Raw genomic sequence first — 24,411 nt, forward strand, 5'->3', positions numbered from 1 at the left:
ACCATGGCTTTCGCCAGTTTTGACAGCAAGAGCAGCGGCGCGCCCATGGCCGAGATCAACATGGTGCCGCTCATCGACGTGATGCTGGTGCTGCTGGTCATCTTCATCGTGACCGCGCCCTTGCTCAGCCATTCCGTGAAGCTCGAACTGCCCAAGGCCAGCTCCCAGGTGGTGTCGGCCAAGGCCGAGAAAATCAACTTCTCGATCGACGCCGATGGCGTGCGCTACTGGAACGACCAGCCCTTGACCCGCGAGGAAGCCGCCCAGCGCTTCGTGCTCGAAGGCCGCAAGACCACCCAGCCCGAGATTCACCTGCGCGCCGACCAGGCCGCGGCGTACAAGGCCGTGGCCGAAACCCTGGCCGACGCCTCGAAGGCGGGCCTGAGCAAGATCGGTTTCGTGACCGACCCGGAGCCGACGGCCGCCGTAAAGAAGTGAGGCGGCGAGGGGAGTAGGATCGGCGCCCATGAACGCGCAGACTTCTTCTCCCACCATCCCGCCGCAGGCGCTCGCCGGCCTCAAGGTGGTCGAATTGGGCCAGCTCATTGCGGGCCCTTTTGCTGGCAAGACGCTGGCCGATTTCGGGGCCGATGTCATCAAGGTCGAGCCGCCGCCCAACGCCGATGGCTCGGGTGGCGATCCCTTGCGCCAATGGCGCATGCTGCACCAGGGCACCAGCGTGTGGTGGCAGGTGCAAAGCCGCAACAAGCAAAGCGTGGTGCTCGACCTGCGCACGCCCGAAGGCCGCGACACCGTTCGCCGACTGATCGACGAAGCCGACGTCGTCATCGAGAACTTCAAGCCCGGCACCATGGAAAAATGGGGCCTGGGTTTTGAGGACCTCTCCCGCAGCAATCCTGGCTTGATCATGCTGCGCATCAGCGGCTATGGGCAGACTGGTCCCTACCGTGAACGTCCGGGCTTCGCGGTCGTGGCCGAGGCCATGGGCGGCATGCGCTACCTCAACGCCGAGCCCGGCCGGGTGCCGGTGCGCGCCGGGGTCAGCCTGGGCGACACCCTGGCCGCCTTGCATGGCGTGATCGGCGTGCTGCTGGCCTTGCAGGCCCGCCATGCCAGCATCAGCGACACGGCACCCAAAGGGCGGGGCCAGGTGGTCGACGTGGCCTTGTACGAAGCCGTCTTCAATTGCATGGAAAGCCTGCTGCCCGAGTACAGCGCCTTCGGGGCCGTGCGGCAGCCCGCCGGTTCGGCCCTGCCTGGCATCGCGCCCAGCAACGCCTACCCCTGCGCCGACGGCATGGTCGTGATCGGCGGCAATGGTGATTCCATCTTCAAGCGCTTGATGATCGCCATTGGCCGCACCGACCTTTCGGTGGACGCAGAACTGGCCACCAACCCGGGCCGTGTCAAGCGCGTGGCCGAGATCGACGAGGCCATCGCCGAATGGACCTCGCGGCGCGCGGTGAGCGAGGTGGTGGACGTGCTCAACGCGGTCAGCGTGCCGGTGGGCCGCATTTATTCCGCCAAGGACATCGCCGAGGATCCGCACTACCAGGCGCGCGACATGATCGTGCCCGTGACCACGCACGATGGCCTGACCGTGCAGGTGCCGGGCGTGATTCCCAAGCTGTCGGGCACGCCAGGGGTCATCAGCCGCCGGGCGCCCACCTTGGGCGAGGACACCGAGCGGGTGCTGGGCCTTCAACGACCGTGAACCTGCCGCCCCCGCCCCCGACCGTGCCCAGCCCCTGCACCAAGGTGTGCCGCATGGAAGGGGCCGTGTGCGCCGGGTGTGGCCGCACCCTGGACGAGATCGCCCGCTGGCGCACCATGAGCGCCGAGGAAAAACTCGCGGTCCTGGCGCGCCTGGCCAGAGAAGGTTCGGCCAAGGGCGCGACGGGGTAAGCTTCGGATTCGTTTCCCAACGGCTGGAGCCTGAATGTCCCACCCCTCTCGCAGTTCCGCCTTGTCCTGGTTTGGCCGCTTGTGGTCCTGGCTGGATGCTGGTCGCCGCCTGGTCCTGAACCTGGTGTTCCTGGTTCTGATCGTGGCAGTGGTGGTCGCCTTGTTCAAGAGCCGCGGGCCTGCCTTGTCGGACCAGACTGCGCTGGTGTTGGACCTGCATGGCCTCATCGTCGAGCAACAGGCCGACGACTTGCGCTCGACCGCCTTGCAACAGGTGCGTGGCCAGGACGTGGAAAGGATGCGCCTGCGCGACGTGCTGACCGTGCTGGACGCGGCGGCCAAGGACACCCGCATTGAGCACGTGGTGCTGGTGCTCGACGATTTTGAGGGCGCGGGCCTGGCCACCTTGCGTGAAGTGGCCGCCGCGCTGGACCGCTTCAAGGCAGGCGGCAAGAAGGTGATCGCCTGGGGCAGCAGCTACGACCAGCGCCAGTATTTCCTGGCCGCGCACGCCAGCGAGGTCTACTTGCACCCCATGGGCATGGTCTTCCTGGAAGGCTTTGGCCGCTACCGCAATTACTACCGCGATGCCCTGGACAAGGTCGGTGTCAACGTCAACCTGATCCGTGTGGGCACCTACAAGAGCGCCGCCGAACCCTTCATCGCCAACGCGCCATCGGCCGCTGCCAAGGAGGCCGAGTCCTTCTTGTACAAGGACCTGTGGAGCACCTACACCGACGGCGTCGAGAAGGCCCGCAAGCTGCCGGCCGGCGCGGTGATGCGCTACATCGATGGCGCCCCCGAAGGGCTGGCGGCGGTCTCGGGCGATGCGGCCAAACTTGCTTTGCAGGCCAAGCTGGTGGACGGCCTCAAGACGCGCGATGAGCTTCGCGATTGGCTGGTCAAGCGTGGCATCAAGGACGCGGATCCGGTGAAAGGCTTTCGGCAGATCGGCCTGTCGGACTACCTGGCGCGTCAGCGGCCCGCGCTCACTGGCGATGCCGTGGGCGTGATCGTGGCCGAAGGCGAAATCGTCGACGGTGTGGCGCCCATGGGCATGGTGGGCGGCCGGTCCACCGCCAGCCTGATCCGCAAGGCGCGCGAGGACGACAACATCAAGGCCCTGGTGCTGCGGGTCAATTCGCCAGGCGGCAGTGCTTTTGGTTCGGAACTGGTGCGCCGCGAGCTGGAGCTGACGCGCCAGGCCGGCAAGCCCGTGGTGGTGTCGATGGGCGACCTGGCGGCATCGGGCGGTTACTGGATCGCCATGGCCTCGGACCAGGTCATCGCCGACCCGGCCACGATCACGGGCTCCATCGGCGTGTTCGCGTTGCTGCCCACGGCCGACAAGGCCATGGACAAGCTGGGCGTGCACACCGATGGCGTGCCCACCACCTGGCTGGCTGGCGCTGGCGACCCGCGCCGGCCTCTGGACCCGCGCTTTGCCAGCATGGTGCAATCCAGCATCGACCACGTCTATGCCGACTTCACAGGCAAGGTGGCGCAGGCGCGCAAGACCACGCCCGAGAAAATCAACGAGGTCGCGCAAGGCCGGGTGTGGACCGGTCAACAGGCCAAGGAGCGAGGCCTGGTGGACAGCCTGGGCTCGTATGGCGATGCCTTGAAAGCCGCCGCCGTGCGCGCCAAGCTGTCGGAGGGCTACCGCGTGGCCTACATCGAACGCGAGCCCGGCCGAATGGCAGGGTTGCTGCGGGCCCTGGGCGGTGATGCGGCGGTGGCCTGGGGCCAGCAGGTCAAGGCCGGCCTCATGCCCCTGGGAATGCCACCCCAACTGACACGCGACCTGCAGCGCGACCTGGGCCTGCTGGCCGAGGTGGTGGATGGCCGCAAGCCTTTCAGCGTCAGCGCGCACTGCCTGTGCGAACCCTATTGAGAAAGGCTGAAAGACGCTCCCCATGAGAACACTGACGAACCTGGAAGCCCGCGTGCTGGCCGTGCTGGTTGAAAAGCAGCACACCGTGCCGGACAGCTACCCCTTGTCGCTCAATGCGCTGACCCTCGGCTGCAATCAAAAGACGGCCCGCGACCCGGTCATGCAGGCCAGCGAGGCCCAGGTGCTGCAGGCCATCGAAGGCTTGCGCGAGCTGAGCCTGGTCAACGAGGTGAGCGGTAACCGGGTCGTGCGTTTCGAGCACAACGCCGCGCGCGGCTTGGGCGTGCCCAGCCAGGCGGTGGCGCTGCTCACCTTGCTCAGCTTGCGCGGGCCGCAAACCTCGGCCGAGCTGCGCCTGCACACCGAACGGCTGCACCGCTTCGCCGACGTGTCCTCGGTCGAGGGCTTTCTGGACGAGTTGGTGGCGCGCACGCCGCCCATGGTCGCCAAGTTGCCCAGAGCGCCGGGGGCGCGCGAATCGCGTTGGGCGCACCTGTTGTGCGGCGAGGTCAGCATGCCCGTGTCCACCCTGGCCACAGGGCAGGGCGAAGAGGCCGTGCTGGCCGAAGAGCTGCTGGCCTTGAAGGCGCGCCAGGCCGACATGGACGCCGAGCTCACCCAGCTGCGCGCACTGGTGCTGCGCATGGCCGACGAACTGGGCATGAAGCCGCAGGATTCGGCCGCCAACGAGCCTTGACGAAGCTCAGCGCTGGCCTGAGGCCTGCGGTCGCCACAAGTCAACGAAGGCCTTGAACCACCAAGAGCGCAAGCCGATCACCAAGGTGTACGGCTTGCGCTGGCTGGCCGGCAGGCGTTGGTCGGCCAGGTGTTGCTGGGCGAAGTCCTCGGCCACGCGCTGCAGCCGTTCGGCGAAAGGTTTGGCCAGGCTTTGGCCGATGGAGCCATGCACCAGCAACAGCAGCTCGTCATCGCCCTCGAAGCTCCCGGCGAAGTATTCGTCGACCACATTGCCCCGGAAGAAAGCCATCACCGGCCCATGCGGCCGCCAGCGGAAGGTCTTGGACACCTTGAGCCGGTAACGGTTCAGCGGCCGCAGTTCGATGATGCCCAGCTTGTCGAGCTTGGCCAGCAGCCGGAAACATTCGGTCTCGGTGATCTCGTAGGTCGAGACGATCTGCTCGAACGTCCATTGGCTCAGGCAGCAGATGGCCATCAGCAACAGCTTGCGGTCGGCCACCACGGCCTTCTCTTGCGCCAGGGTCAACTCGCGCTTGAGTGGTTGCTGGTCGGCCACGCGGCGTGCCAGGTCGGCGAAGTCGAGCTTGAGCACGCGGCAGATGTCGTCGATGCGTGACAGGGGCATGTCGCCCTTGGCGAAGACGCGCTTGATGCTGGACTCGGCCATGCCCAGCCGCTCGCCCAGTTGCGCGTAGGTGATGCCGGCGGATTTGAGTTCCTGCTTCAGCGTGGTGACGAGGTCCTGGGTGGTGCTCATGGCAAGGCTGGTATCGGGAAGTGATACCCAGTATGCATGGAATCGCTACCTGGTATTGATCGGTTGACCCTGCCGGTTTGGTTTGCCCACAATCCACCTTGCTGATCGGGTGATCAAACGGGCCACATTTCCCTATACATTTCATTTCGCCTGACGACACACCATGCCTGCAGCATCCGTGAGAGGAACAAGATCTTGAGCAACATCCCCGGTCAAGCCACGCCGCCCAGCGGGCAGTTCGCCCTCCTGGGTCAGCGCCGCTTCGCACCATTCTTCTGGACGCAGTTCCTCGGCGCGGCCAACGACAACCTGTTCAAGTTCGCCTTCACGGTGCTGGTGACTTACCAACTGCGCGTGTCCTGGCTGGACGCCAAGATGGCCGGCCTGGTCATCGCCGCGCTCTTCATCCTGCCCTTCGTGCTGCTGTCGGCCACGGCGGGTCAGTGGGCCGACAAATACGACAAGGGCCGCATCATGCGGGCCATCAAGCTGCTGGAGGTCGCCATCATGGTGGTGGTGGCGCTGGGCTTTTTCACCCAGAACGTGCCGTTGCTGCTGGGCTGTGTTTGCCTCATGGGCCTGCATTCCACCTTCTTCGGCCCCGTCAAGTACGCCTACCTGCCGCAGCACCTGAGCGCACGCGAGCTGACGGGCGGCAACGGCATGGTCGAGATGGGCACCTTCGTGGCCATCCTGCTGGGCAATGTGGGCGGTGGATTGCTGATGAGCATCCCCGAGACCGGTGTGCACTGGGTGGCGGGTGCCTGCCTGGCCGTCGCCTTGATCGGCTGGCTGACCGCCTTGCGGATCCCGGCCTCACCTTCGGCCGAGCCAGCCTTGAAGCTGAACTGGAACCCGGTCACCGAAACCTGGCGCAACCTCAAGCTGGCGGGCGAGTACCCCAGCGTGTTCCGATCGCTGCTGGGCATCTCGTGGATGTGGTTCTTCGGCGCGGTCTTCCTGGCGCAGTTCCCGTCCTTCGCGCGCGATGTGCTGGGCGGCAACGAGCAGGTGGCTTCGCTGCTCCTGGTGGTGTTCTCCGTGGGCATTGCCATCGGCTCGCTTTTGTGTGAAACCTTCTCGCACCGCAGCGTCGAGATCGGCCTGGTGCCGATCGGCGCGGTCGGCATGTCGGTGTTCGCCTTCGACCTTTACCTGGCCAGCCGTGGCCTGACCCATCCATTGGGCAGCCTCATGTCGGTGGGCGAGTTCGTGGCCCAGCACGCCCACTGGCGCGTGATGGCCGACCTGGCCTTGCTGGCATTCAGCGCGGGTTTGTACAGCGTGCCCATGTACGCTTTGATCCAGCTGCGCGCCCAGCCCAGCCACCGCGCCCGCATCATCGCGGCCAACAACATCCTCAATGCGCTGTTCATGATCGTGAGCAGCCTGATGGCGGGATCGCTGCTCGGGGCTGGCCTGTCGATTCCCGAGGTGTTCGGCGCCACGGCCGTGCTCAACATCGTGGTGGTGGGCTACGTGTTCTGGCTGATGCCCGAGTACATCCTGCGCCTGGTGATGCTGGTCGCGGCCCGCATCGTCTACCGCCTCAAGGTGCGCGGTGAAGACCACCTGCCCACCGATGGCGCGGCCATCCTGGTGTGCAACCACGTGAGCTTCGTCGATGCGGTCATCCTGGGCGTCATCAGTCCCCGCCCCATGATTTTCCTGATGGACCACCGCATCTTCAAGACGCCCGGCCTGGGCTGGTTCTTCCGCGCCGTCAAGGCCATCCCCATCGCGCCGCAGAAAGAAGACCCGGTGGCTTACGAGCGCGCTTTCGAGCGAGCCCGCCAGGCCCTGAGCGATGGCGAGTTGCTGTGCCTCTTTCCCGAGGGCGCCATCACGCGTGACGGCAGCTTGCAGCCTTTCAAGGCCGGCATCATGAAGATCCTGGAGACCAACCCGGTGCCGGTGATCCCATCGGCCTTGCACAACCTGTGGGGATCGAGCTTCTCGCGCATCGACGGGGTGGCCATGGCCAAGCCCTTGCGCCGCGGGATGTTCAACCACGTGGGCCTGGTGGTGGGCGAGGCCATCCCGCCCGGGCAGGTCACGCCTGAGGGCCTGCAGGCCCGTGTCCAGGCCCTGCTGAACGAGCCAGCACCTTGAAGCCCGAGCAGCCGCACCAGTTCCGGCTGCTGAGGCAGCGGCGTTACGCACCGTTTTTCTTCACGACCTTTTTGGGGTCGATGAACGACAACCTGCTGAAGTTCTCGGCCACCTTGCTGCTGACCTACCAGTTGGCGGTGCCCTGGTTGCCGCCCACGCTGGTCGGGCCGCTGCTGGGCGCGATCTTCATCGCCCCGTCCCTGCTGCTCTCGGCCACGCTGGGTCAATGGGCCGACCGCTGCGACCTGGCCTGGTTGATCCGCCTGGGCAAGGGCCTGGAGGTGCTCATGATGGCGCTGGCCGCCTGGGCCTTGTGGCAGCGCGATGTGCCCCTGATCCTGGCGTGTGTGTTGCTGGCAGGGGTGCACGTGTCGCTGTTCTCCACGGTGCGCTACGCCTACATTCCACAGCACCTGGGACCGCATGAACTGACGGGTGGCAATGGCGTGCTGGAAATGGGCATCTTCCTGGCCATCCTGATGGGCACCTTGGCGGGGGGCGTTTTGATCTCGCCCGATGTGGGCGGCACCTGGGTCGTGGGCCTGGCCATCGTGGCCATGGCTTTGCTGGGGCGCCTTGCCTCGCACTGGGTGCCCAGCACGCCTGCGGTGGCGCCGGGTCTGAAGATCCACTGGAACCCGGTGGCCGAAACCTGGCGCAACCTGCGCCGCTGCCATGAAGACCGCCTGATGTTCGCCTCGATGCTGGGCATTTCGTGGATGTGGTTCTTCGGGGCGGGCTTCCTGGCCATGTTCCCGGCGCTCAGCAAAGAGGTGCTCCACGGACAGGAGGGTGTGGCGGCCTTTTTGCTGGTGCTGACCTCGCTGGGCATCGGTGGCGGGGCCTTGATGTGCGAAGGCCTGTCCCGGGGCAAGGTCGAGCTTGGCCTGGTGCCCTTGGGCGCCTTGGGCATGGCGGTGTTCGCGGTGGAGATGTCGCTGGCCGTGCAGGCCTTGGAGCAGGCCAATGCCCTGGTCGACCGGCCACCCTGGACGGCCGCGCAGTTCGTGACGAACCCCGCGCACTGGCGCTTCCTGGCCGACCTGCTGCTGATGGCCCTGTCGGTGGGCTTGTTCAGCGTGTCCTTGTACGCCCAGATGCAGGCGCGGGCCGAGCCCAGCCACCGCGCCCGCATCATCGCGACGAACAACATCCTCAACGCCCTGTTCATCCTCCTCAGCGCGGTCATGGTCGGGGGCTTGAGCGCGGTGGGTTTGAGCATGGGCCAGCTGTTCGGCGCGCTGGCGGTGGTTCACACCGTGGCGTGCTCGCTGGCCTTTGCCTGGCAGCCTATTTTCGTCAGACACGCCTTGTATTGGGTGCGTCACAGGCTTGGGTCACAATCGCAGGCCTAACTCAACTCTTCGAACATCATGGGAAGCTTCTTGTCGCGTTCGGTCCTGGCCCGTGTGCTGCCATTCGTGTTGTTCATGGTGATCCTGGCCATCCGTGGCCACGTGCCGGCCGATGGCAGCTTGGGCATCGATCCGCGCTGGATCTACGGAGTGTCGGTGCTGGTGGTCAGCGCCAGCCTGGTGTTCTTCTGGCGCGACTACCAGGAGCTGGCGCGTGGCACCTTGCCCTCGGCCAAGGAGCTGTTGCTGGCGGTGGTCGTGGGCGTGGTGGTGTTCTACCTGTGGATCAACCTGGCGCAGCCCTGGATGATGACGGACAACCTCATGGGCATGTTGTTCGGCACCAAGGATGTGGGCGCGGCCACGGCCACTTTCCGGCCGGTGGACGCGGAGGGGCGCATCGAATGGGGCCTGGTGGTGGTGCGCTGGGTGGGTGCGGCCCTGATGGTGCCGGTCATGGAGGAACTGTTCTGGCGCTCCTACCTGATGCGCTGGGTCGACCGCCCCGATTTCGAAAAGGTCGATCCGCGCAAGGTCACCGCCAAGGCGGTGGTCTTGTCCACCCTGGTGTTCATGCTGGCGCACACGCAGTGGTTGGCCGCCATCGTGGCGGGCCTGGCCTACGCCTGCTTGTACAGGCGCACGGGGTCCTTGTGGTCGCCCATCCTGGCTCACGCGGTCACCAATGGCGTCTTGGGTGTGTGGGTGGTGCTGTACGGCAACTGGCAGTTCTGGTGAGCAGCTTGGGCAAGGGTTTCGTGGCGCGCCTCATGAGGTGGTGGTGTGGTCTGGGCAAGCTGGTGATCGCGGCGGTGACCGCGGGCTTGCTGCTGATGTGGGCGCTGCTGTCCAACGATCCCGAAAACCACGCGTCGCGGGCCCTGCTGCTGTACCTGCCTTATCCCGTCTACCTGTTGCCGGCGATGGCGGCATTCGTGTGGTCCTTCTGGCTGGGCTGGCGCTGGCGCTGGCTCTCCCTGTGTTCGCTGGGCCTGGCCGCCGTGGTTCTGATGGGCCTGGTCTGGGGGCATCCCGACCAAGGGCATGCCCCCGTGCGCTTGATGACCTACAACGTCAAGGCCTACTACGCCGTGCACCGCCCCCAGGGCCTGGCCGAGGTCGCGGCCGAAGTCCGCTTGCACGACCCCGACGTGCTGGTGATGCAGGATGCCGGTTTCCTGCTGGCCGATGGCCTGGCACCCATCGCGGCGCGCAAGGCCATCTTCGGCGATCGAACCGTCTATGGGTCGGGGCAATACATCGTCGCCAGCCGCTTGCCGATCAAGGATTGCCAGACGGGCTCCATCCCTTTCCACCAGGAGTCACGCCACAGTTTCGTGCACTGCGTGCTGGTCGTGAACGACACCGAAGTCGACCTGGTGACGGTGCACCTGCTGACACCTCGCGCCGGTTTGAATGCCACGCGCAGCGCGGGCGTCAAGGGGCTGGGCATGTGGAAGGACAACGTGAACAAGCGCGTGACCCAATCCAGCGTGCTGGCGGAGCAGCTCCGCCTGATGAAGCGCCCACGGATCCTGGCCGGAGACCTCAACGCCCCGGAGCGGTCCAGCGTGGTCCAGGACCTGCTGGACACTGGCCTGCGCGATGCCTTCTCGGTGGCGGGCCGTGGCTATGGCTACACGCATGGGCACTCCTTGTGGCCGGGCATCTCGCTGCTGCGCATCGACCATGTCCTGGTCAGTGAAGAGATCGGGGTCCGGCGAGTGTTCACCGGTGGCACGGTGGCGTCGGAACACCGTCCCGTCATCGCCGACTTGCTGATGGTCCGGGAGTGACCCGGCGGCTGGTGTGTGGAGGCTCAGCCGCGCCGCCACCAATGGCCCATGCGGCGCATCAGGCGTTTGACCCGTAGCTTGAACGCGGTCCATTGTCGCCAGGCCTCGCTGCCCTTGACCCTGGCCAGCACCGCGTCCTTGAAACGGATCCATTGGCCGAACCACCGCGCGAACCAAGGCAATTGCATGAGCGTGGCCTGCGTCAGCATGAACAGGCGGGCCGTGATGGCCGTGCCACCCAGCTTGGCCGCGATGATGACGCTGACGCCCAGCAGGGTGTGCCCTTTGCCCAGCCAATAAAGCGCCAGCAGCTTGAGCGGCAACAGCGTCAGGATGGGGACGGTGAACAGGCCCAGCGCCGCGTAGGGCGGCAGGGTGCGGATGCGCCCTTCGATCCAGCGCAAGCCGGGCAGGCGGCCGATCCAGGCCAGGACGCGGGCCAGGCGCTCCCAACCCCATTCCTCGAACAGCAGCACCAGGCCGATCAGCCAGATGCCGATCGAAGTCAGCAGGCGACGCAGGCTCCTCCCCAACCAGCGCAGCAGATCCATCGGCGCTAGACCCCTCGGGCGCGGTCGGCAGCGAACTGTTTCTGATACTCGGTGAAGGTGCCGGCGTCCAGGGCCTCGCGCACTTCGCGCATCAGGTTCAGGTAGTAGTGCAGGTTGTGGATGGTGGTCAGCATGGGGCCGAGCATTTCATTGCAGCGGTCCAGGTGGTGCAGGTAGGCGCGGCTGAAGTTCTGGCAGGTGTGGCAGCTGCAGGTGTAGTCCAGCGGCTGCTCATCGCTCTTGTAGCGGGCGTTGCGAAGGCGCAGGTCGCCAAAGCGGGTGAACAGGTGGCCGTTGCGCGCATTGCGTGTGGGCATCACGCAGTCGAACATGTCCACGCCCGCGGCCACGCCGGCCACCAGGTCTTCGGGCGTGCCCACGCCCATCAGGTAGCGGGGTTTGTTGGCAGGCAGCTTGTGCACGATGTGGTCCATCACGCGCAGCATCTCGTCCTTGGGCTCGCCCACGCTCACGCCGCCGACCGCGTAGCCGGGCAGGTTCATGTCGACCAGGCCGGCCAGGGATTCTTCGCGCAGGTTCTCGAACATGCCGCCTTGCACGATGCCGAACAGGGCGTTGGGGTTCTGCAGTTTGTCGAATTCGGCGATGCAGCGCCTGGCCCAGCGCAGGCTCAATTCCATCGACACGCGGGCTTCGCGTTCGGTGGTGATGTGGCCGTTGGCCTTGCCCTCGCTGCCGCCCTTCCAGTAGGGCGTGCACTCGTCGAACTGCATGACGATGTCGGAATTGAGCACGGTCTGGATCTGCATGCTGACCTCGGGCGTCAGGAAGAGCTTGTCGCCGTTGACCGGCGAGGCAAAGCGCACGCCTTCCTCGCTGATCTTGCGCATTTCGCCCAGCGACCACACCTGGAAGCCGCCCGAGTCCGTCAGGATGGGCTTTTGCCAGCTCTCGAACTTGTGCAGGCCGCCGAACTGCTTCATCACATCGAGGCCAGGCCGCATCCACAGGTGGAAGGTGTTGCCCAGGATGATCTGGGCGCCCATTTCCTCGAGCGAGCGCGGCATGACGCCCTTGACGGTGCCATAGGTGCCCACGGGCATGAAGATGGGGGTCTCGACCACGCCGTGGTTGAGGGTGAGGCGGCCACGGCGGGCGTGGCCTTCGGTCTTGATCAGGTCGAAATTCAGCATGCCGGTATTGTCGCCGCACTGACCGGGGCGCCGCGCTCAGGCCGCTTTCGCTTGGTGCAATGCCAGCAATTGTTCCAGCAAGCGCTCGCTGCGGAAGGGTTTGGCCATCACCGGCTGGCCGGACGCGCTCAGTCGGGCGATCTCGGCCGGGTCGGTGTCGCCCGAGATGATCAGGGTGTACAGCGACACCCCGGATTCGCGCAGGTAGGCCTGGATGGTCTGGCTCAATTGCAGGCCGTTGATGCCGGGCAGGCGGTAGTCGGTGATGAGGATGTCGGGGCGCTGCTGGCGCGAGGTCGTGGCCAGCAGTTGCGGCAGTTCATCGAGCAGGCCTTCGCCATCGGGCCAGGTGCGCACTTGCGCCCCCCAGCTTTGAAGCATCTCGCCCAGGGCGCGGCGCAGGATGGGGTCGTCTTCCACCACCCAAACGTTGCGGCCGGTCATGGGCTGCTCGGGCGAGGCGGGTTTCACCGGCTTGCTGGTGTTGACGTGGTTGAGCGGCAGTTCGATCGAGAAGCAGGAGCCGCGGCCCACGCGCGACTTGACCGTGACCTGCTCGCCCAGCAGCGAGGCCGTGCGCCGCACGATGGCCAGGCCCAGGCCGATGCCCCGGCTGCGGTCGCGCGCGGCATTGCTGACTTGGTAGAACTCGTCGAAGATGCGTTCCTGCTGGTCGGGCGCGATGCCGATGCCGGTGTCCCAGACCTCGATGCGCAGCCGGCGTTTGCCATGGCGGCGCACGGCCACCAGCACACCGCCTTGCTGCGTGTAGCGGATCGCGTTGGCCACCAGGTTGCGCAGCACGCCGTGGATCAGCACGGGGTCGGTCAGCACGGTGAGGTGCGGGCCGGCATCGGCCGGGAAGCGGAAGCGCAGTTGCAGGCCCTTGGCCTCGGCCGCGCTGTTCTCGTGCACGCGCACGGCCTGGAACACGTCGTTCAGGCAGACCGGCTGGAACTGCACCTGCACGGCACCCGCGTCCAGGCGCGAAATGTCGAGCAAGCCCACCAGCAGCGATTCCATCGAGGCGACGGCCTCGTCCAGCATGTCGGTCAGCTCGCGCACGGGCGGTTCGACCTTCTGCTGGCGCAGCAGGCTCACCAGCAGGCCGATGGCGGCCGTGGGCTGGCGCAGGTCGTGGCTGGCCGAGGCCAGGAAGCGCGTCTTCGACTGGTTGGCCACTTCGAGCGCGCGCGTGCGTTCGGCCACGCGTTCTTCCAGCGTGATGTTCATGCGCTCCGACAGGTTCATGGTGTCCACGAACTTGCGCATCAGCGTGAGCGCGTAGCCCAGGAAGATGATGGGGGTGCTGTAGGGCGTCCAGAACAGGTCGGTGACGTCCAGGTAGGAGGTCAGGAAGAGGTAGTCGTGCGCCACGCTGACCAGGGTGCCGACCGGGCCGGCGGTCATGAAGATGGTTTCGAGCCAATGGCGCTTCCAGGCTTCTTGCACCACCTTGATGACCACGACGATGCCGCAGACCATCATCAGCGGGTAGACGATCAGCCGCAGGGTGTCCATGTGAGGCGTGTCCACCGCCGCGAACGACGCGACCAGCAGGACGCCCAGCAGGAGCCGCATGGGGTTGATGACGCGCTGCAGGTTGACATTGGCATAGCTCATGCCGAAGGCGAAGAGGTAGAAGGTGGTGATCGCCTGCGACGAGAAGAACAGCCAGTCCACGATGGGGACCGGCCAGCCGATGGTCTCCAGGAAATAGAAGGCATTGCGCGAGGACATGATGACCATCAGCCCGCCGAAGTAGGCGAACACCTTGTCCGACGGCCGAGCGCGCCAGGCCAGCAACAGGAACAGGGCCATGCCCGCGACCGTCCAGTTCAGGGTCTTGGGCAGGTCGACGGTCAGCGAAGTCCACGTGTCGAAGTCCGCGCGCATGTGCGCGATCGGGCCTGCGGCCATGGGCGAGATGCCCGGCTTGCGGAAGGGCCCCATGCGCACGTCGATCTCGATGTCGTTGTCGCCCGCCAGCAGCACGTTCACCGGCAGCTCGATCAGGTAGGGCAGGGTGGCCATGCTGGTGACCTCGGCGCCTTCCATGTGGCGCGTGGTCAGTTGGATGCCGTTGACGGTGATGCGGTGGTTGCCCGGCAAGCGGTCGATGCGCAAGGCCCAGGCGACGGTGGGCGAATGCGCCATGTAGAGTTTGGCGCGGTAACAGGCCACGGCTGGCAGCTTCAGGTTGTGTGCTTTCCAGTCATCGGGCAACCTGACCGGGATCTCGGCCTGGTGCTCGGAGCACAGGCCCTTGGCCAGGGTGGCGTTGGTCACCACGATGCTGGGCGCCGCCCACGCGCTGCCCATGGCCCAGAGGACCAGCAGCACCCCCAAGTGCCGTAGGTAGTTGTTCATTCCATTCCCAATGTTTTTTTATCGTGAGTGCCTGGCCAGGCCTGGCGGGTCTACCGCTGTATCAACATCGCATCGCCATAGCTGAAGAACCGGTATTGGTGCTCGATCGCATGCCGGTACAGCGCCCGGATGTGTTCGTAGCCCGCGAGCGCGCTGACCAGCATCATCAGTGTGCTCTTGGGCAGGTGGAAGTTCGTGATCAGCACATCGACCACCTTGAACTCGAAGCCCGGGGTGATGAAGATGGCGGTGTCGCGGCTACCGGCTTTGAGGATCTGGTGGGGTGCGCAGAACAGCGCGGCGGACTCCAGCGCGCGCAAGGTGGTGGTGCCCACGGCGACCACGCGTCCGCCCTGGGCCTTGGTGCGCTCGATGGCCTCGACGGTGGACTGGGCCACTTCGAACCACTCGCTGTGCATCTTGTGCTCGGCAAGGTTCTCGGTGCGCACAGGCTGGAAGGTGCCAGCCCCGACGTGCAGCGTGACCTCGGCAGTCTGCACGCCGCGCCGGGCCAGCGCCGCCAGCAGCGCCTCGTCGAAATGCAGGGCGGCGGTGGGGGCCGCCACGGCGCCCGGGCGCGCTGCGAACACCGTCTGGTAACGCTGGACGTCCTCGCTCGAATCGTCGTGGGTGATGTAGGGCGGCAGTGGCACGTGGCCGTGCTGCTCCAGCAAGGTCAAGGGGTCGCCGGAAAACCGCAGGTGGAAGAGGCCGTCATCAGGGCCGCCGCGCCCCAGCACTTCGGCATCGAAGGCGTCCGCGAAGCGCACCACGCTGCCGGCCTTGGGTGATTTGCTGGCGCGCATGTGGGCGAGCACTTCCTGGCCGGGCAGCACGCGCTCAACCAGGGCTTCCACCGAGCCGCCGCTGCTTTTCAGGCCATGCAAGCGGGCCTTGATCACGCGGGTGTTGTTGAAGACCAGGAGGTCGCCGGGATTCAGCAGCGAGGGCAGGTCGCGGAAGACACGGTCGATGACTTCGGGGCCCCTGCCGTCCAGCAACCGGGAGGCGCTGCGTTCGGCGGCGGGGTGTTGGGCGATCAGTTCGGGCGGAAGCTCGAAATCGAAGTCGCCAAGGGAAAAACTGCGTGTCATGACGGGTGCCATTGAGGGGCTGACGAGCCCCGTGCCAAGGAAAGGCATGATTGTCCGCGAAACCCCGCATGTCAATGCACGTTAATCACCACCTGTTGCGGGGGGGTGCGGGTCCATTTCACGCGCGGTTTGTCTGCGGGTGTACTTTGTTCGGACAAGGCGGCTAAGCGTTCTCCCGGCTTGCGTTCCTGGCGGCATTGCACAATCCGGATTCATCCACATGTGACAAGCAGCCCTTCCGTGCCGGCCAAGCCCACCCCCAGTCGCCCCGCTCAATCGGCACCCGCCAAGGCCATGGACAAGCTGGGCCTGGTGCGAGACATCGACCTGGCGCTGCACCTGCCGCTGCGCTACGAGGACGAAACCCGGCTCACCTTGCTGCGCGATGCCCGCGATGGCGACACGGTGCAGGTCGAAGGCGTGGTGCGCGACAACCGCATCGAGCTGCGTTCGCGCCGGCAGTTGCTGGTGAAGCTGGACGACGGCACGGGCGAGGTGCAACTGCGTTTCCTGAACTTCTACGCCACCCAGCAAAAGGCCTGGGCGCCCGGCGTGCGCCTGCGCGTGCGAGGCGAGTTGCGCCATGGATTCTTGGGGCGCGAGATGATGCACCCCAGCGTCAAGGTGGTGAGCGAAGGCGCGCCGCTGGCCGAGGCGCTGACCCCGGTGTATCCCACCAGCGCGGGCCTGCCGCAGACCTACCTGCGCAAGGCCGTGGCCTCGGGTTTGATGCGCGCCCCGCTGGACGAGATTCTGCCCGCCGGGGTGATGCCTGCCTCCTGGCCCAGCCTGCGCCAGGCCTTGAACTTCCTGCACCACCCCAGCCCGGAGGTTTCGCTCGCCACCCTGGAAGACCACAGCCACCCCGCCTGGATGCGCCTGAAGTACGAAGAGTTGCTGGCCCAGCAGCTGTCGCAATTGCAGGCCCGCCAGGAGCGGGCTCATTTGCAGGCCCCGGCGCTGCCCTCGCGCGACGGCGGCCTGCACGAGCGCCTCTTGCAGGTGCTGCCCTTCCAGCTGACCGCCGCCCAGCGCCGGGTGAGTGACGAAATCGCGCAAGACTTGGCGCGTCCCCAACCCATGCACCGCCTGCTGCAAGGCGATGTGGGCTCAGGCAAGACCGTGGTGGCCGCGCTGGCCGCCGCCGTGGCCATCGACGCGGGCTGGCAATGTGCCCTGATGGCGCCCACCGAGATCCTGGCCGAGCAGCACTTCCGCAAACTGGTGGGCTGGCTCGAACCGCTCGGCATCCAGGTCGCCTGGCTCACCGGCAGCCTCAAAGCCAAGGCCAAGCGCGAGCAGATGGCCCTGGTGGCCTCGGGCGAGGCGCAACTGGTGGTGGGCACGCACGCCGTCATCCAGGACCAGGTCGAGTTCGCCAAGCTGGGCCTGGCCCTCATCGACGAACAACACCGCTTCGGGGTGGCCCAGCGCCTTCAACTGCGCAGCAAGCTCAAGGGCACCGACATGGAGCCCCACCTGCTGATGATGAGCGCCACGCCCATCCCGCGCACCCTGGCCATGACCTACCTGGCCGACCTCGAAGTCAGCACCATCGACGAGTTGCCGCCGGGCCGCACGCCCATCGTCACCAAGGTCTTCGCCGACTCACGCCGCGACGAGGTCATCGAGCGCATCCGCGACGAGGCGGCCAAAGGCGCCCAGGCCTATTGGGTCTGCCCGCTGATCGATGAAACCGAAGAGGCCGACCAGAAGGCCGACCAGAAGGCGGGCCGCGACAGCAATCGCCGCCCGCCACTGGACCTGAGCAACGTCACGCACACGCACCAGGAGCTGTCGGATGCCTTGCATGGCCATGCCGTCGGCCTGTTGCATGGGCGTCTGCCCGCGGCCGAGAAAGCCGAGGTGATGGACCGCTTCTCGCGCGGCGAGCTGTCGGTGCTGGTGGCCACCACCGTGATCGAAGTGGGGGTCGATGTGCCCAACGCCAGCCTGATGGTCATCGAGCATGCCGAGCGCTTCGGCCTGAGCCAGTTGCACCAGTTGCGCGGCCGGGTGGGGCGCGGCGCGGTGGCCAGCGTCTGCGTGCTGCTGTATTCGTCGCCCCTGTCGGATTCGGGCAAGTCGCGCCTGAAGGCCATGGTCGAGACCAACGACGGCTTCGAGATCGCGCGCCGAGACCTCGACATTCGGGGCCCTGGCGAGTTCATGGGGGCGCGCCAATCGGGCGCAGCCCTGCTGCGTTTCGCCGACCTGGGCGAAGACCAGCCCCTGGTCGATCGCGCCCGCGAAGCCGCCCTGGCTTTGCTGCGCGACCACCCGCAGATCGCCCAGCGCCACGTGCAGCGCTGGCTGGGCCGCAAGGCCGAATACCTCAAGGCCTGAGCGTCGGTATCATCCTGCCATGACCCTGACCGAATTACGTTACATCGTCGCCGTCGCCCGCGAGCGCCACTTTGGCCGCGCCGCCGAGGCCTGCTTCGTGTCGCAGCCCACCTTGTCGGTGGCCGTCAAGAAGCTGGAAGACGAACTGGACGTGAAGCTGTTCGAACGCGGCAGCGCCGAGATCAGCGTCACCGCCTTGGGCGAAGAAATCGTTCGCCAGGCCCAGGCCGTGCTGGAGCAGGCCCAGTCCATCAAGGAAATCGCCAAGCGCGGCAAGGACCCCCTGGGCGGCCCCTTGCGCCTGGGCGTCATCTACACCATCGGCCCCTACCTGCTGCCCGACCTGGTGCGCAACACCATCACCCGTGTGCCGCAGATGCCCTTGATGCTGCAAGAGAACTTCACCGTCAAGCTGCTGGAAATGCTGCGCGCCGGCGAACTCGATTGCGCCATCCTGGCCGAGCCCTTTCCCGATGCCGGCCTGGCGGTGGCGCCCTTGTACGACGAGCCCTTCATGGTGGCCGTGCCCAAGACCCATGCGCTGGCGCAACGTGAGCACATCGGCGCCGAAGAGCTCAAGCGCGAGACCATGCTGCTGCTGGGCACGGGCCATTGCTTCCGCGATCACGTGCTCGACGTCTGCCCCGAGTTCGCGCGCTTTTCAAGCGATGCCGAAGGCATCCGCAAGAGCTTTGAAGGCTCCTCGCTGGAAACCATCAAGCACATGGTGGCCGCGGGCATGGGGGTGACCGTGGTGCCCCGCCTGTCGGTGCCCGCCGAGCCGCATCCGCACTTGGCCTTCATCCCCTTCGATGCACCGGTTCCCACACGCCGCGTGGTGCTGGTCTGGCGCCGGAGCTTCACGCGCTACGAAGCCATCGCGGCCTTGCGCAACGCGGTCTATGCCTGCCCGCTGGAGGGCGTGGAGCGGCTGACGGGCTGATGGATGCCCGAGGTGTCATCGGGCTCGAAACAATCCACCACCGAGAAATACAGCGAGGCATAGAACGCCGAGGCCATCCACATGGCGCCCACGGTGACCAGCACGTTCACCAACATGGGCGAGCCCAGCACCGCCGCCAGCAAGCTGTTGACGAGGATCAGGACCACGGCCACGCCTAGCCAGCCCGCGCCGAACAAGATGAACGCCCCGAGGTTGCGCCATGACGCGATGGTGCTGAAGAACAAGGCCTTGCCCAAAGGCAGCTTGGCCCAATAGGTCAGCGCCGGGGTGTGCCAGAAGACCAGCGACACGGGGATGGTCAGCATGAACTGCCAAAGCATGGCCGATTGCACATTGGGATCGGTCACCAGGTCGGAGGTTTCCTTGGCGTTTTTCATGGCGGTGGCCAGCGTGTCCGAGCCCGGGCCGAAGGCATCCGCCAGAACCATGACGAGCAAAGTGGCCAGCAGGTAGGCACCACCGAGCTTGGCCCACATCCACTTCATGCTCGACGGCTGGCCGCGCAAGGGTTCGAGGAACACACCGGGCGTGACGCGCTGCGTCATCAGCACCCGCCGGCTGGCCAGCATGAAGCCCATCCACACCAGGGGCATCAGCGACACGACGAGCAGCGGACCCAGCGCGGGCACACCGATCTGCGCGAGGATCTCGCAGGTGATGATGGCCGCGCACACGATCAGCCCCCACAGGCCCACAAAGCCCATGGGTTGGCGGATGCAGGCCCGCAGGCCATGGCCCATCCAGGTCAGGCCCATGCGGGCCGGCATGATGCGAAGCTTCATGCGGGCGTGGCCCCGCTGATCGACGTGGGGCGCTGGTAGTGCCAGGGCGTCTGGCGCCTTTGCCGCAGCACCCGCTCGAAATGGGTGGGGTCGTGCGCTTGAAGCATGGCGGCGTCCCGGGGCAGGTGGAAGTCCCACAGCCGCGAGGTCCAGAAACGCAGGGCCGCCGAGCGCAGCAAGGCGGGCAACAGCGCCAGTTCGTCGTCGCTCAAGCGACGCTGCTGGTCATAGGCGGCCACGAAGGCCTGCGCGCGGGCCGTGTCCAGTTCGCCCGTGGACAGGTCGATGCACCAATCGTTCAGGCACACGGCGATGTCGAAGGCGAAGGTGTCGCAACCCGCGAAGTAGAAATCGAAAAAGCCCGACAGCGTGGGGCCGTCGAACATGACGTTGTCGCGGAATAGGTCGGCGTGGATGGGGCCTTGGGGCAAGCCCAGGTAGGCCTGGGAACCCGCCAGGGATTGCTGGAAAGCCAGCTCCGATTCGATCAGTTCGCGCTGGGCTTCGTCCATGAAGGGCACGACCACGGGGACCGTTTCGTTCCACCAGGCCAGGCCGCGCAGATTGGGCTGGTGCGCGGGGTAGTCCTGGCCGGCCAGGTGCATGCGCGCCAACATGGCGCCCACCTGGGCACAGTCGGCCGCTTGCGGTGCCAGCTGGTTGCGGCCCTTGAGCTTGGTGACCACGGCCGCGGGCTTGCCCTTGAGCGTGTGAAGGATCGTGCCTTGCGCATCGGCCTGGGGCGCAGGCACGGGGATGCCGTGCTCGGCCAGGTGGCGCATCAGTTCGAGGTAGAAGGGCAGTTGTTCGAAGCTCAGGCGTTCGAACAAGGTCAGCACGTAGTCGCCCCGGTCGGTGCTGGCGAAGTAGTTGGTGTTCTCGATGCCCGAGGTCGCACCTTGCAGCGATTGCAGGGCACCGAGCCCCAGGCTTGAGAACAGGCCCGAGGCTTCCAGCGGGGACACTTCAGTGAAAACGGCCATGAGACAGGTCGGACAGCAAAGGCGGCCAGGTGCATGGCACTGGCTCGGGGAAAGCCCTCGAACGTAGGCGAAAACCCTCAACGTTCGGGGAGCGCGGAGCCTGTGATTGTAGGAGTCGCTGTGGCAGACTGCGCATAGTTCTGAAATCAAGCCCCCCAAGGTTGGCGGGGCACGCAAATTTCCCCAAGAGGAGCCGGTTGATCATCATGCGTACCCAAGCACTGTGCACATCATTGTCGTTCAAGCGACTGTCCCTGGCCGCGGCCGTCGTTTCAGGCGTGCTGGCGAGTTCGGTGGCTCACGCTGGACCCTTCAGTGCTTACATTGGCGCGACGGCTGGCCTGGCGCCCAGCGCACAGAGCTGCGATGGCTACGCCGACTGTGATCGCGTGGCGGCTGGCGCCAAGTTGTTCGGTGGTTGGAACGTCACCCCCAATGTCGCCGCAGAGGTGAACTACTTCTATTTCGGCAAGACCGACAGCGGTGCCAACCTGGCCAACAAGGCCAGCCGTGCCGTGAGCGCCAAGGCGGTCTCCTTGGGCATGAACTGGACCATCGAACTGTTCGAAGTGGCCACCAGCAATGTCCGCCTGGGCGTGGCGCGCGTGAAGAACACGGCCGACATCACCAATGCCGCCGGTGCACTCAGCCACCAGACCGACCAGACCACCTCGCCTTACCTGGGCCTGGGCATGTCCTTCCCCTTCAACCGCAACCTGCGCATGGTCATGGGCTACGACTTCATCCAGGTTCCTGGTGGTCAGAACCGCAACCTCCACATGTTGTCGGGCGGATTCCAGGGCGAGTTCTGATCGACCTGGCTTGAGGCCTGCGCCACGCAGGCCTCACAATGCTGGCCATGAGTGATCTGGCCTTTTCTTCTGATGCCGCCCCGACCCTGTTGTTGGTGGACGGCTCCAGCTACCTGTACCGCGCCTTCCACGCCATGCCTGACCTCCGTGGTCCGCAAGGCGAGCCCACGGGCGCCCTGCACGGCATGGTCAACATGCTGCGCCTTTTGCGAAAACAGGTGGCCTCCAGCCACGCGGTCTGCGTGTTCGACGCCAAGGGCCCGACCTTCCGTGACGAGTGGTACGCCGACTACAAGGCGCACCGCCCCTCCATGCCGGAGGACCTGGCGGCCCAGGTGGCGCCCATCCATGAAGTCGTCAAGCTGCTGGGCTGGCCCGTGCTGGAAGTGCCCGGCATCGAGGCCGACGACGCCATCGGCACGCTGTGCGTGGTTGGTGCGGCGGCGGGCTACAAGGTCATCGTCTCCACAGGCGACAAGGACCTCGCCCAGCTGGTGAACGAGCGCGTCACGCTGGTCAACACCATGAGCAACGAAACGCTGGACGAGGCCGGCGTGCTGGCCAAGTTCGGCGTGGCGCCGAATCGCATCGTCGATTACCTGACCCTGGTGGGCGACGCGGTCGACAACATCCCGGGTGTCGAGAAAGTCGGCCCGAAGACCGCGGCCAAATGGATCGCCGAGCACGGCTCGCTCGACCAGCTCGTGGCCGTGGCCGACACCATCAAAGGCGTGGCGGGCGAGAACCTGCGCAAGGCCCTCGATTGGTTGCCCATGGGCCGCAAGCTCATCACCGTGCGCACCGACTGCGACCTGTGCGAGCACGTGCCCCAATGGCCCTTGCTGGACGCCCTGGCCTTGCGCGAGCCCGACCAGCTGGCCTTGAAGGATTTCGCGGCCACGCATGGTTTCAAAACGTGGTTGCGCGAGTTGGAACAGGCCCTGGGCACACCGCCCGCTGCCGCCGCCAAGAAGGCGGTGGCCGCCAAAGCGAGCGGCACGGACGACCTGTTCAGCGCCGAGGCGGTGGTCGATGCCATCGAAGAGGTCGTTGAATCCGCGCTTGAAACCCAGTACGACACCGTCACCGACTGGCCCACCTTCGACCGTTGGCTGGCCAAGATCGAATCGGCCGATCTCACAGCCTTCGACACGGAGACCGATTCGCTCGACCCGATGAAGGCGCGCATCGTCGGCCTGTCGTTTTCTGTGAAGGTGGGCGAGGCGGCCTACATCCCGCTGGCCCACCAGGGCCCCGACGTGACCGAGCAACTGCCGATGGACGAGGTGCTGGCTCGGCTGACGCCCTGGCTGGAAGGCGCCACCCACCTCAAGGTCGGCCAGAACATCAAGTACGACACCCATGTGCTGGCCAACCACGGCATCCAAGTCCAAGGCTATGCGCACGACACCATGCTGCAAAGCTATGTGCTCGAAGCCCACAAGCCGCATGGCCTGGAGAGCTTGTCGCTGCGCTTCCTGGGCCGCAAAGGCCTGAGCTACGAAGACGTGACCGGCAAGGGCGCGCAGCAGATTCCATTCGCGCAGGTGGCCGTGGAGCGTGCCTCGCAATACTCGTGCGAAGACAGCGACCTGACCCTGCACCTGCACCAAGTCTTGTGGCCGCAACTGCAGGCCGAGCCGCAACTGCTCGATGTGTACCAGCGCCTGGAGATGCCCGTCTCGCAACTGCTGCAGCGCATCGAGCGCAACGGCGTGCTGATCGACCGCGACAAGTTGCAGCAGCAAAGCCATGAGCTGGCGCAGCGCATCGTCACGCTTGAACAGGAAGCCTACGACCTCGCCGGCCAGCCCTTCAACCTGGGCTCGCCCAAGCAGTTGGGCGAGATCCTCTTCGTCAAGCAAGGCCTGCCCGTGGTCAAGAAAACCGCCACCGGCGCGCCATCGACCAACGAAGAGGTGCTGGAAAAACTGGCCGAGGACTACCCGCTGCCCGCCCGCATCCTCGAATACCGCGGCATGGCCAAGCTCAAGTCCACTTACACGGACAAGCTGCCCTTGATGATCAATGCCGAGACCGGCCGCGTGCACACCAACTACGCACAGGCCGTGGCCGTGACCGGGCGCCTGTCCAGCAACGACCCCAATCTGCAGAACATCCCCGTGCGCACGGTGGAAGGCCGCCGCATCCGCGAGGCCTTCATCGCACCGCCGGGCCACGTCATCGTCTCGGCCGACTACTCTCAGATCGAGCTGCGCATCATGGCTCACATCTCGCAGGACGAGAGCCTGCTGCGCGCCTTCTCCGACGGCCTGGACGTGCACCGCGCCACCGCCAGCGAGGTCTTCGGCGTGGCGGTGGACGAGGTGTCCAACGAGCACCGCCGCTATGCCAAGGTCATCAATTTCGGCTTGATCTACGGCATGAGCGCCCACGGCCTGGCCAAGAACCTGGGCATCGAGCGTTCCGCGGCGGCCAACTACATCGAGCGCTACTTCCAGCGCTTCGCGGGGGTCAAGCGCTACATGGACGAGACCCGCGCCGAGGCCAAGGCGCAGGGCTATGTCGAAACCGTGTTCGGCCGCCGCCTTTGGCTGCCCGAGATCAACAGCCCCAACGGCCCCAGCCGCGCCGGTGCCGAGCGGGCCGCCATCAACGCGCCCATGCAGGGCACCGCCGCCGACCTGATCAAACTGGCCATGATCGACGTGCAGAAGGCGCTGGACGCCGAGGGCAAGTCCAGCCTGATCATCATGCAGGTGCACGACGAACTGGTGTTGCAGGTGCCCGAGGCCGAGCTGGAGTGGGTGCGCACCCAGGTGCCCGCCCTGATGGCCTCGGTCGCGCAACTGCGCGTGCCTTTGCTGGCCGAGGTGGGGTCCGGGCCCAATTGGGAATCCGCCCATTGACCCAGG

At 66.0% G+C, this 24,411-nt stretch carries 20 protein-coding genes; 13 read left to right on the forward strand and 7 right to left on the reverse strand.

The features are described 5' to 3' along the window. Positions 1 to 3 precede the first annotated feature (3 nt). Genes ACREB4_RS12205 through ACREB4_RS12225 form a run of 5 tightly spaced genes read left to right on the forward strand, consistent with a single transcriptional unit; the run spans position 4 to position 4,457 of the window. Positions 4 to 438, forward strand: coding sequence for an ExbD/TolR family protein (locus tag ACREB4_RS12205; RefSeq protein WP_431588494.1), 435 nt, complete (start codon positions 4 to 6; stop codon positions 436 to 438). A gap of 28 nt (positions 439 to 466) precedes the next feature. Beyond that, positions 467 to 1,675 (forward strand): CaiB/BaiF CoA transferase family protein, encoded by a 1,209-nt coding sequence (locus ACREB4_RS12210; protein ID WP_431588495.1) that lies wholly within the window; start codon positions 467 to 469, stop codon positions 1,673 to 1,675. After that, entirely contained in the window at positions 1,672 to 1,866 is a 195-nt protein-coding gene (locus ACREB4_RS12215) for a DUF1289 domain-containing protein (protein WP_431588496.1), read from the forward strand. Before ACREB4_RS12210 ends, ACREB4_RS12215 begins: the two co-directional genes overlap by 4 nt. A gap of 34 nt (positions 1,867 to 1,900) precedes the next feature. After that, on the forward strand, positions 1,901 to 3,760 hold the full coding sequence (gene sppA, locus ACREB4_RS12220; RefSeq protein WP_431588497.1) for a signal peptide peptidase SppA: 1,860 nt from the start codon (positions 1,901 to 1,903) through the stop codon (positions 3,758 to 3,760). Positions 3,761 to 3,782: 22 nt separating this feature from the next. Beyond that, positions 3,783 to 4,457 carry a YceH family protein gene (locus tag ACREB4_RS12225; protein ID WP_431588498.1) on the forward strand — a complete coding sequence of 225 codons (675 nt, stop codon included), beginning with the start codon at positions 3,783 to 3,785 and terminating at the stop codon, positions 4,455 to 4,457. 6 nt (positions 4,458 to 4,463) lie between these two features. On the opposite strand, the gene ACREB4_RS12230 is transcribed toward ACREB4_RS12225, so the two are convergent. Beyond that, entirely contained in the window at positions 4,464 to 5,216 is a 753-nt protein-coding gene (locus tag ACREB4_RS12230) for a helix-turn-helix domain-containing protein (RefSeq protein WP_431588499.1), read from the reverse strand. 195 nt (positions 5,217 to 5,411) lie between these two features. On the opposite strand from ACREB4_RS12230, the gene ACREB4_RS12235 reads away from it, so the two are divergent. Genes ACREB4_RS12235 through ACREB4_RS12250 form a run of 4 tightly spaced genes read left to right on the forward strand, consistent with a single transcriptional unit; the run spans position 5,412 to position 10,479 of the window. Continuing rightward, positions 5,412 to 7,328 (forward strand): MFS transporter, encoded by a 1,917-nt coding sequence (locus ACREB4_RS12235; protein ID WP_431588500.1) that lies wholly within the window; start codon positions 5,412 to 5,414, stop codon positions 7,326 to 7,328. Further along, complete coding sequence (locus ACREB4_RS12240) at positions 7,325 to 8,683, forward strand: MFS transporter (RefSeq protein ID WP_431588501.1); 1,359 nt, start codon at positions 7,325 to 7,327, stop codon at positions 8,681 to 8,683. Before ACREB4_RS12235 ends, ACREB4_RS12240 begins: the two co-directional genes overlap by 4 nt. A gap of 30 nt (positions 8,684 to 8,713) precedes the next feature. Next, positions 8,714 to 9,421 (forward strand): CAAX prenyl protease-related protein, encoded by a 708-nt coding sequence (locus tag ACREB4_RS12245; RefSeq protein ID WP_431588502.1) that lies wholly within the window; start codon positions 8,714 to 8,716, stop codon positions 9,419 to 9,421. Between the two features lie 32 nt (positions 9,422 to 9,453). Continuing rightward, positions 9,454 to 10,479 (forward strand): endonuclease/exonuclease/phosphatase family protein, encoded by a 1,026-nt coding sequence (locus ACREB4_RS12250; protein ID WP_431588503.1) that lies wholly within the window; start codon positions 9,454 to 9,456, stop codon positions 10,477 to 10,479. A gap of 23 nt (positions 10,480 to 10,502) precedes the next feature. Here the strand turns inward: ACREB4_RS12250 and ACREB4_RS12255 are convergent, their stop codons facing one another. The 4 genes from ACREB4_RS12255 to queA are packed head-to-tail and all read right to left on the reverse strand — an operon-like array spanning position 10,503 to position 15,648. After that, a complete protein-coding gene (locus ACREB4_RS12255) occupies positions 10,503 to 11,030 on the reverse strand; it encodes a hypothetical protein (RefSeq protein WP_431588504.1) in 528 nt (175 codons plus the stop codon). Positions 11,031 to 11,035: 5 nt separating this feature from the next. Beyond that, on the reverse strand, positions 11,036 to 12,184 hold the full coding sequence (gene tgt, locus ACREB4_RS12260; RefSeq protein WP_431588505.1) for a tRNA guanosine(34) transglycosylase Tgt: 1,149 nt from the start codon (positions 12,182 to 12,184) through the stop codon (positions 11,036 to 11,038). 36 nt (positions 12,185 to 12,220) lie between these two features. Next, complete coding sequence (locus ACREB4_RS12265; protein WP_431588506.1) at positions 12,221 to 14,554, reverse strand: ATP-binding response regulator; 2,334 nt, start codon at positions 14,552 to 14,554, stop codon at positions 12,221 to 12,223. A gap of 50 nt (positions 14,555 to 14,604) precedes the next feature. Beyond that, on the reverse strand, positions 14,605 to 15,648 hold the full coding sequence (gene queA, locus ACREB4_RS12270) for a tRNA preQ1(34) S-adenosylmethionine ribosyltransferase-isomerase QueA (protein ID WP_431588507.1): 1,044 nt from the start codon (positions 15,646 to 15,648) through the stop codon (positions 14,605 to 14,607). A 294-nt stretch (positions 15,649 to 15,942) separates the two neighbouring features. Between queA and recG the strand changes: the two genes are divergently transcribed. Both recG and ACREB4_RS12280 read left to right on the forward strand, forming a co-directional pair. Beyond that, positions 15,943 to 17,994 (forward strand): ATP-dependent DNA helicase RecG, encoded by a 2,052-nt coding sequence (recG, locus tag ACREB4_RS12275; RefSeq protein ID WP_431588530.1) that lies wholly within the window; start codon positions 15,943 to 15,945, stop codon positions 17,992 to 17,994. 19 nt (positions 17,995 to 18,013) lie between these two features. Then, positions 18,014 to 18,937 (forward strand): LysR substrate-binding domain-containing protein, encoded by a 924-nt coding sequence (locus ACREB4_RS12280; RefSeq protein WP_431588508.1) that lies wholly within the window; start codon positions 18,014 to 18,016, stop codon positions 18,935 to 18,937. On the opposite strand, the gene ACREB4_RS12285 is transcribed toward ACREB4_RS12280, so the two are convergent. Together ACREB4_RS12285 and ACREB4_RS12290 are read right to left on the reverse strand one after the other, a co-directional pair. Continuing rightward, positions 18,895 to 19,740, reverse strand: a complete 846-nt coding sequence (locus ACREB4_RS12285) for a BPSS1780 family membrane protein (protein ID WP_431588509.1) — start codon at positions 19,738 to 19,740, stop codon at positions 18,895 to 18,897. The genes ACREB4_RS12280 and ACREB4_RS12285 overlap by 43 nt on opposite strands. Continuing rightward, entirely contained in the window at positions 19,737 to 20,723 is a 987-nt protein-coding gene (locus tag ACREB4_RS12290) for a homoserine kinase (protein WP_431588510.1), read from the reverse strand. Before ACREB4_RS12290 ends, ACREB4_RS12285 begins: the two co-directional genes overlap by 4 nt. Before the next feature lie 206 nt (positions 20,724 to 20,929). Here ACREB4_RS12290 and ACREB4_RS12295 point away from each other — a divergent pair, with 206 nt between their 5' ends. Together ACREB4_RS12295 and polA are read left to right on the forward strand one after the other, a co-directional pair. Then, on the forward strand, positions 20,930 to 21,535 hold the full coding sequence (locus tag ACREB4_RS12295) for an outer membrane beta-barrel protein (protein ID WP_431588511.1): 606 nt from the start codon (positions 20,930 to 20,932) through the stop codon (positions 21,533 to 21,535). A 47-nt stretch (positions 21,536 to 21,582) separates the two neighbouring features. Beyond that, on the forward strand, positions 21,583 to 24,405 hold the full coding sequence (gene polA, locus ACREB4_RS12300; RefSeq protein WP_431588512.1) for a DNA polymerase I: 2,823 nt from the start codon (positions 21,583 to 21,585) through the stop codon (positions 24,403 to 24,405). Positions 24,406 to 24,411 lie beyond the last annotated feature (6 nt).

Source organism: Aquabacterium sp. (assembly GCF_050725395.1).
Lineage (GTDB): Bacteria > Pseudomonadota > Gammaproteobacteria > Burkholderiales > Burkholderiaceae_C > Aquabacterium.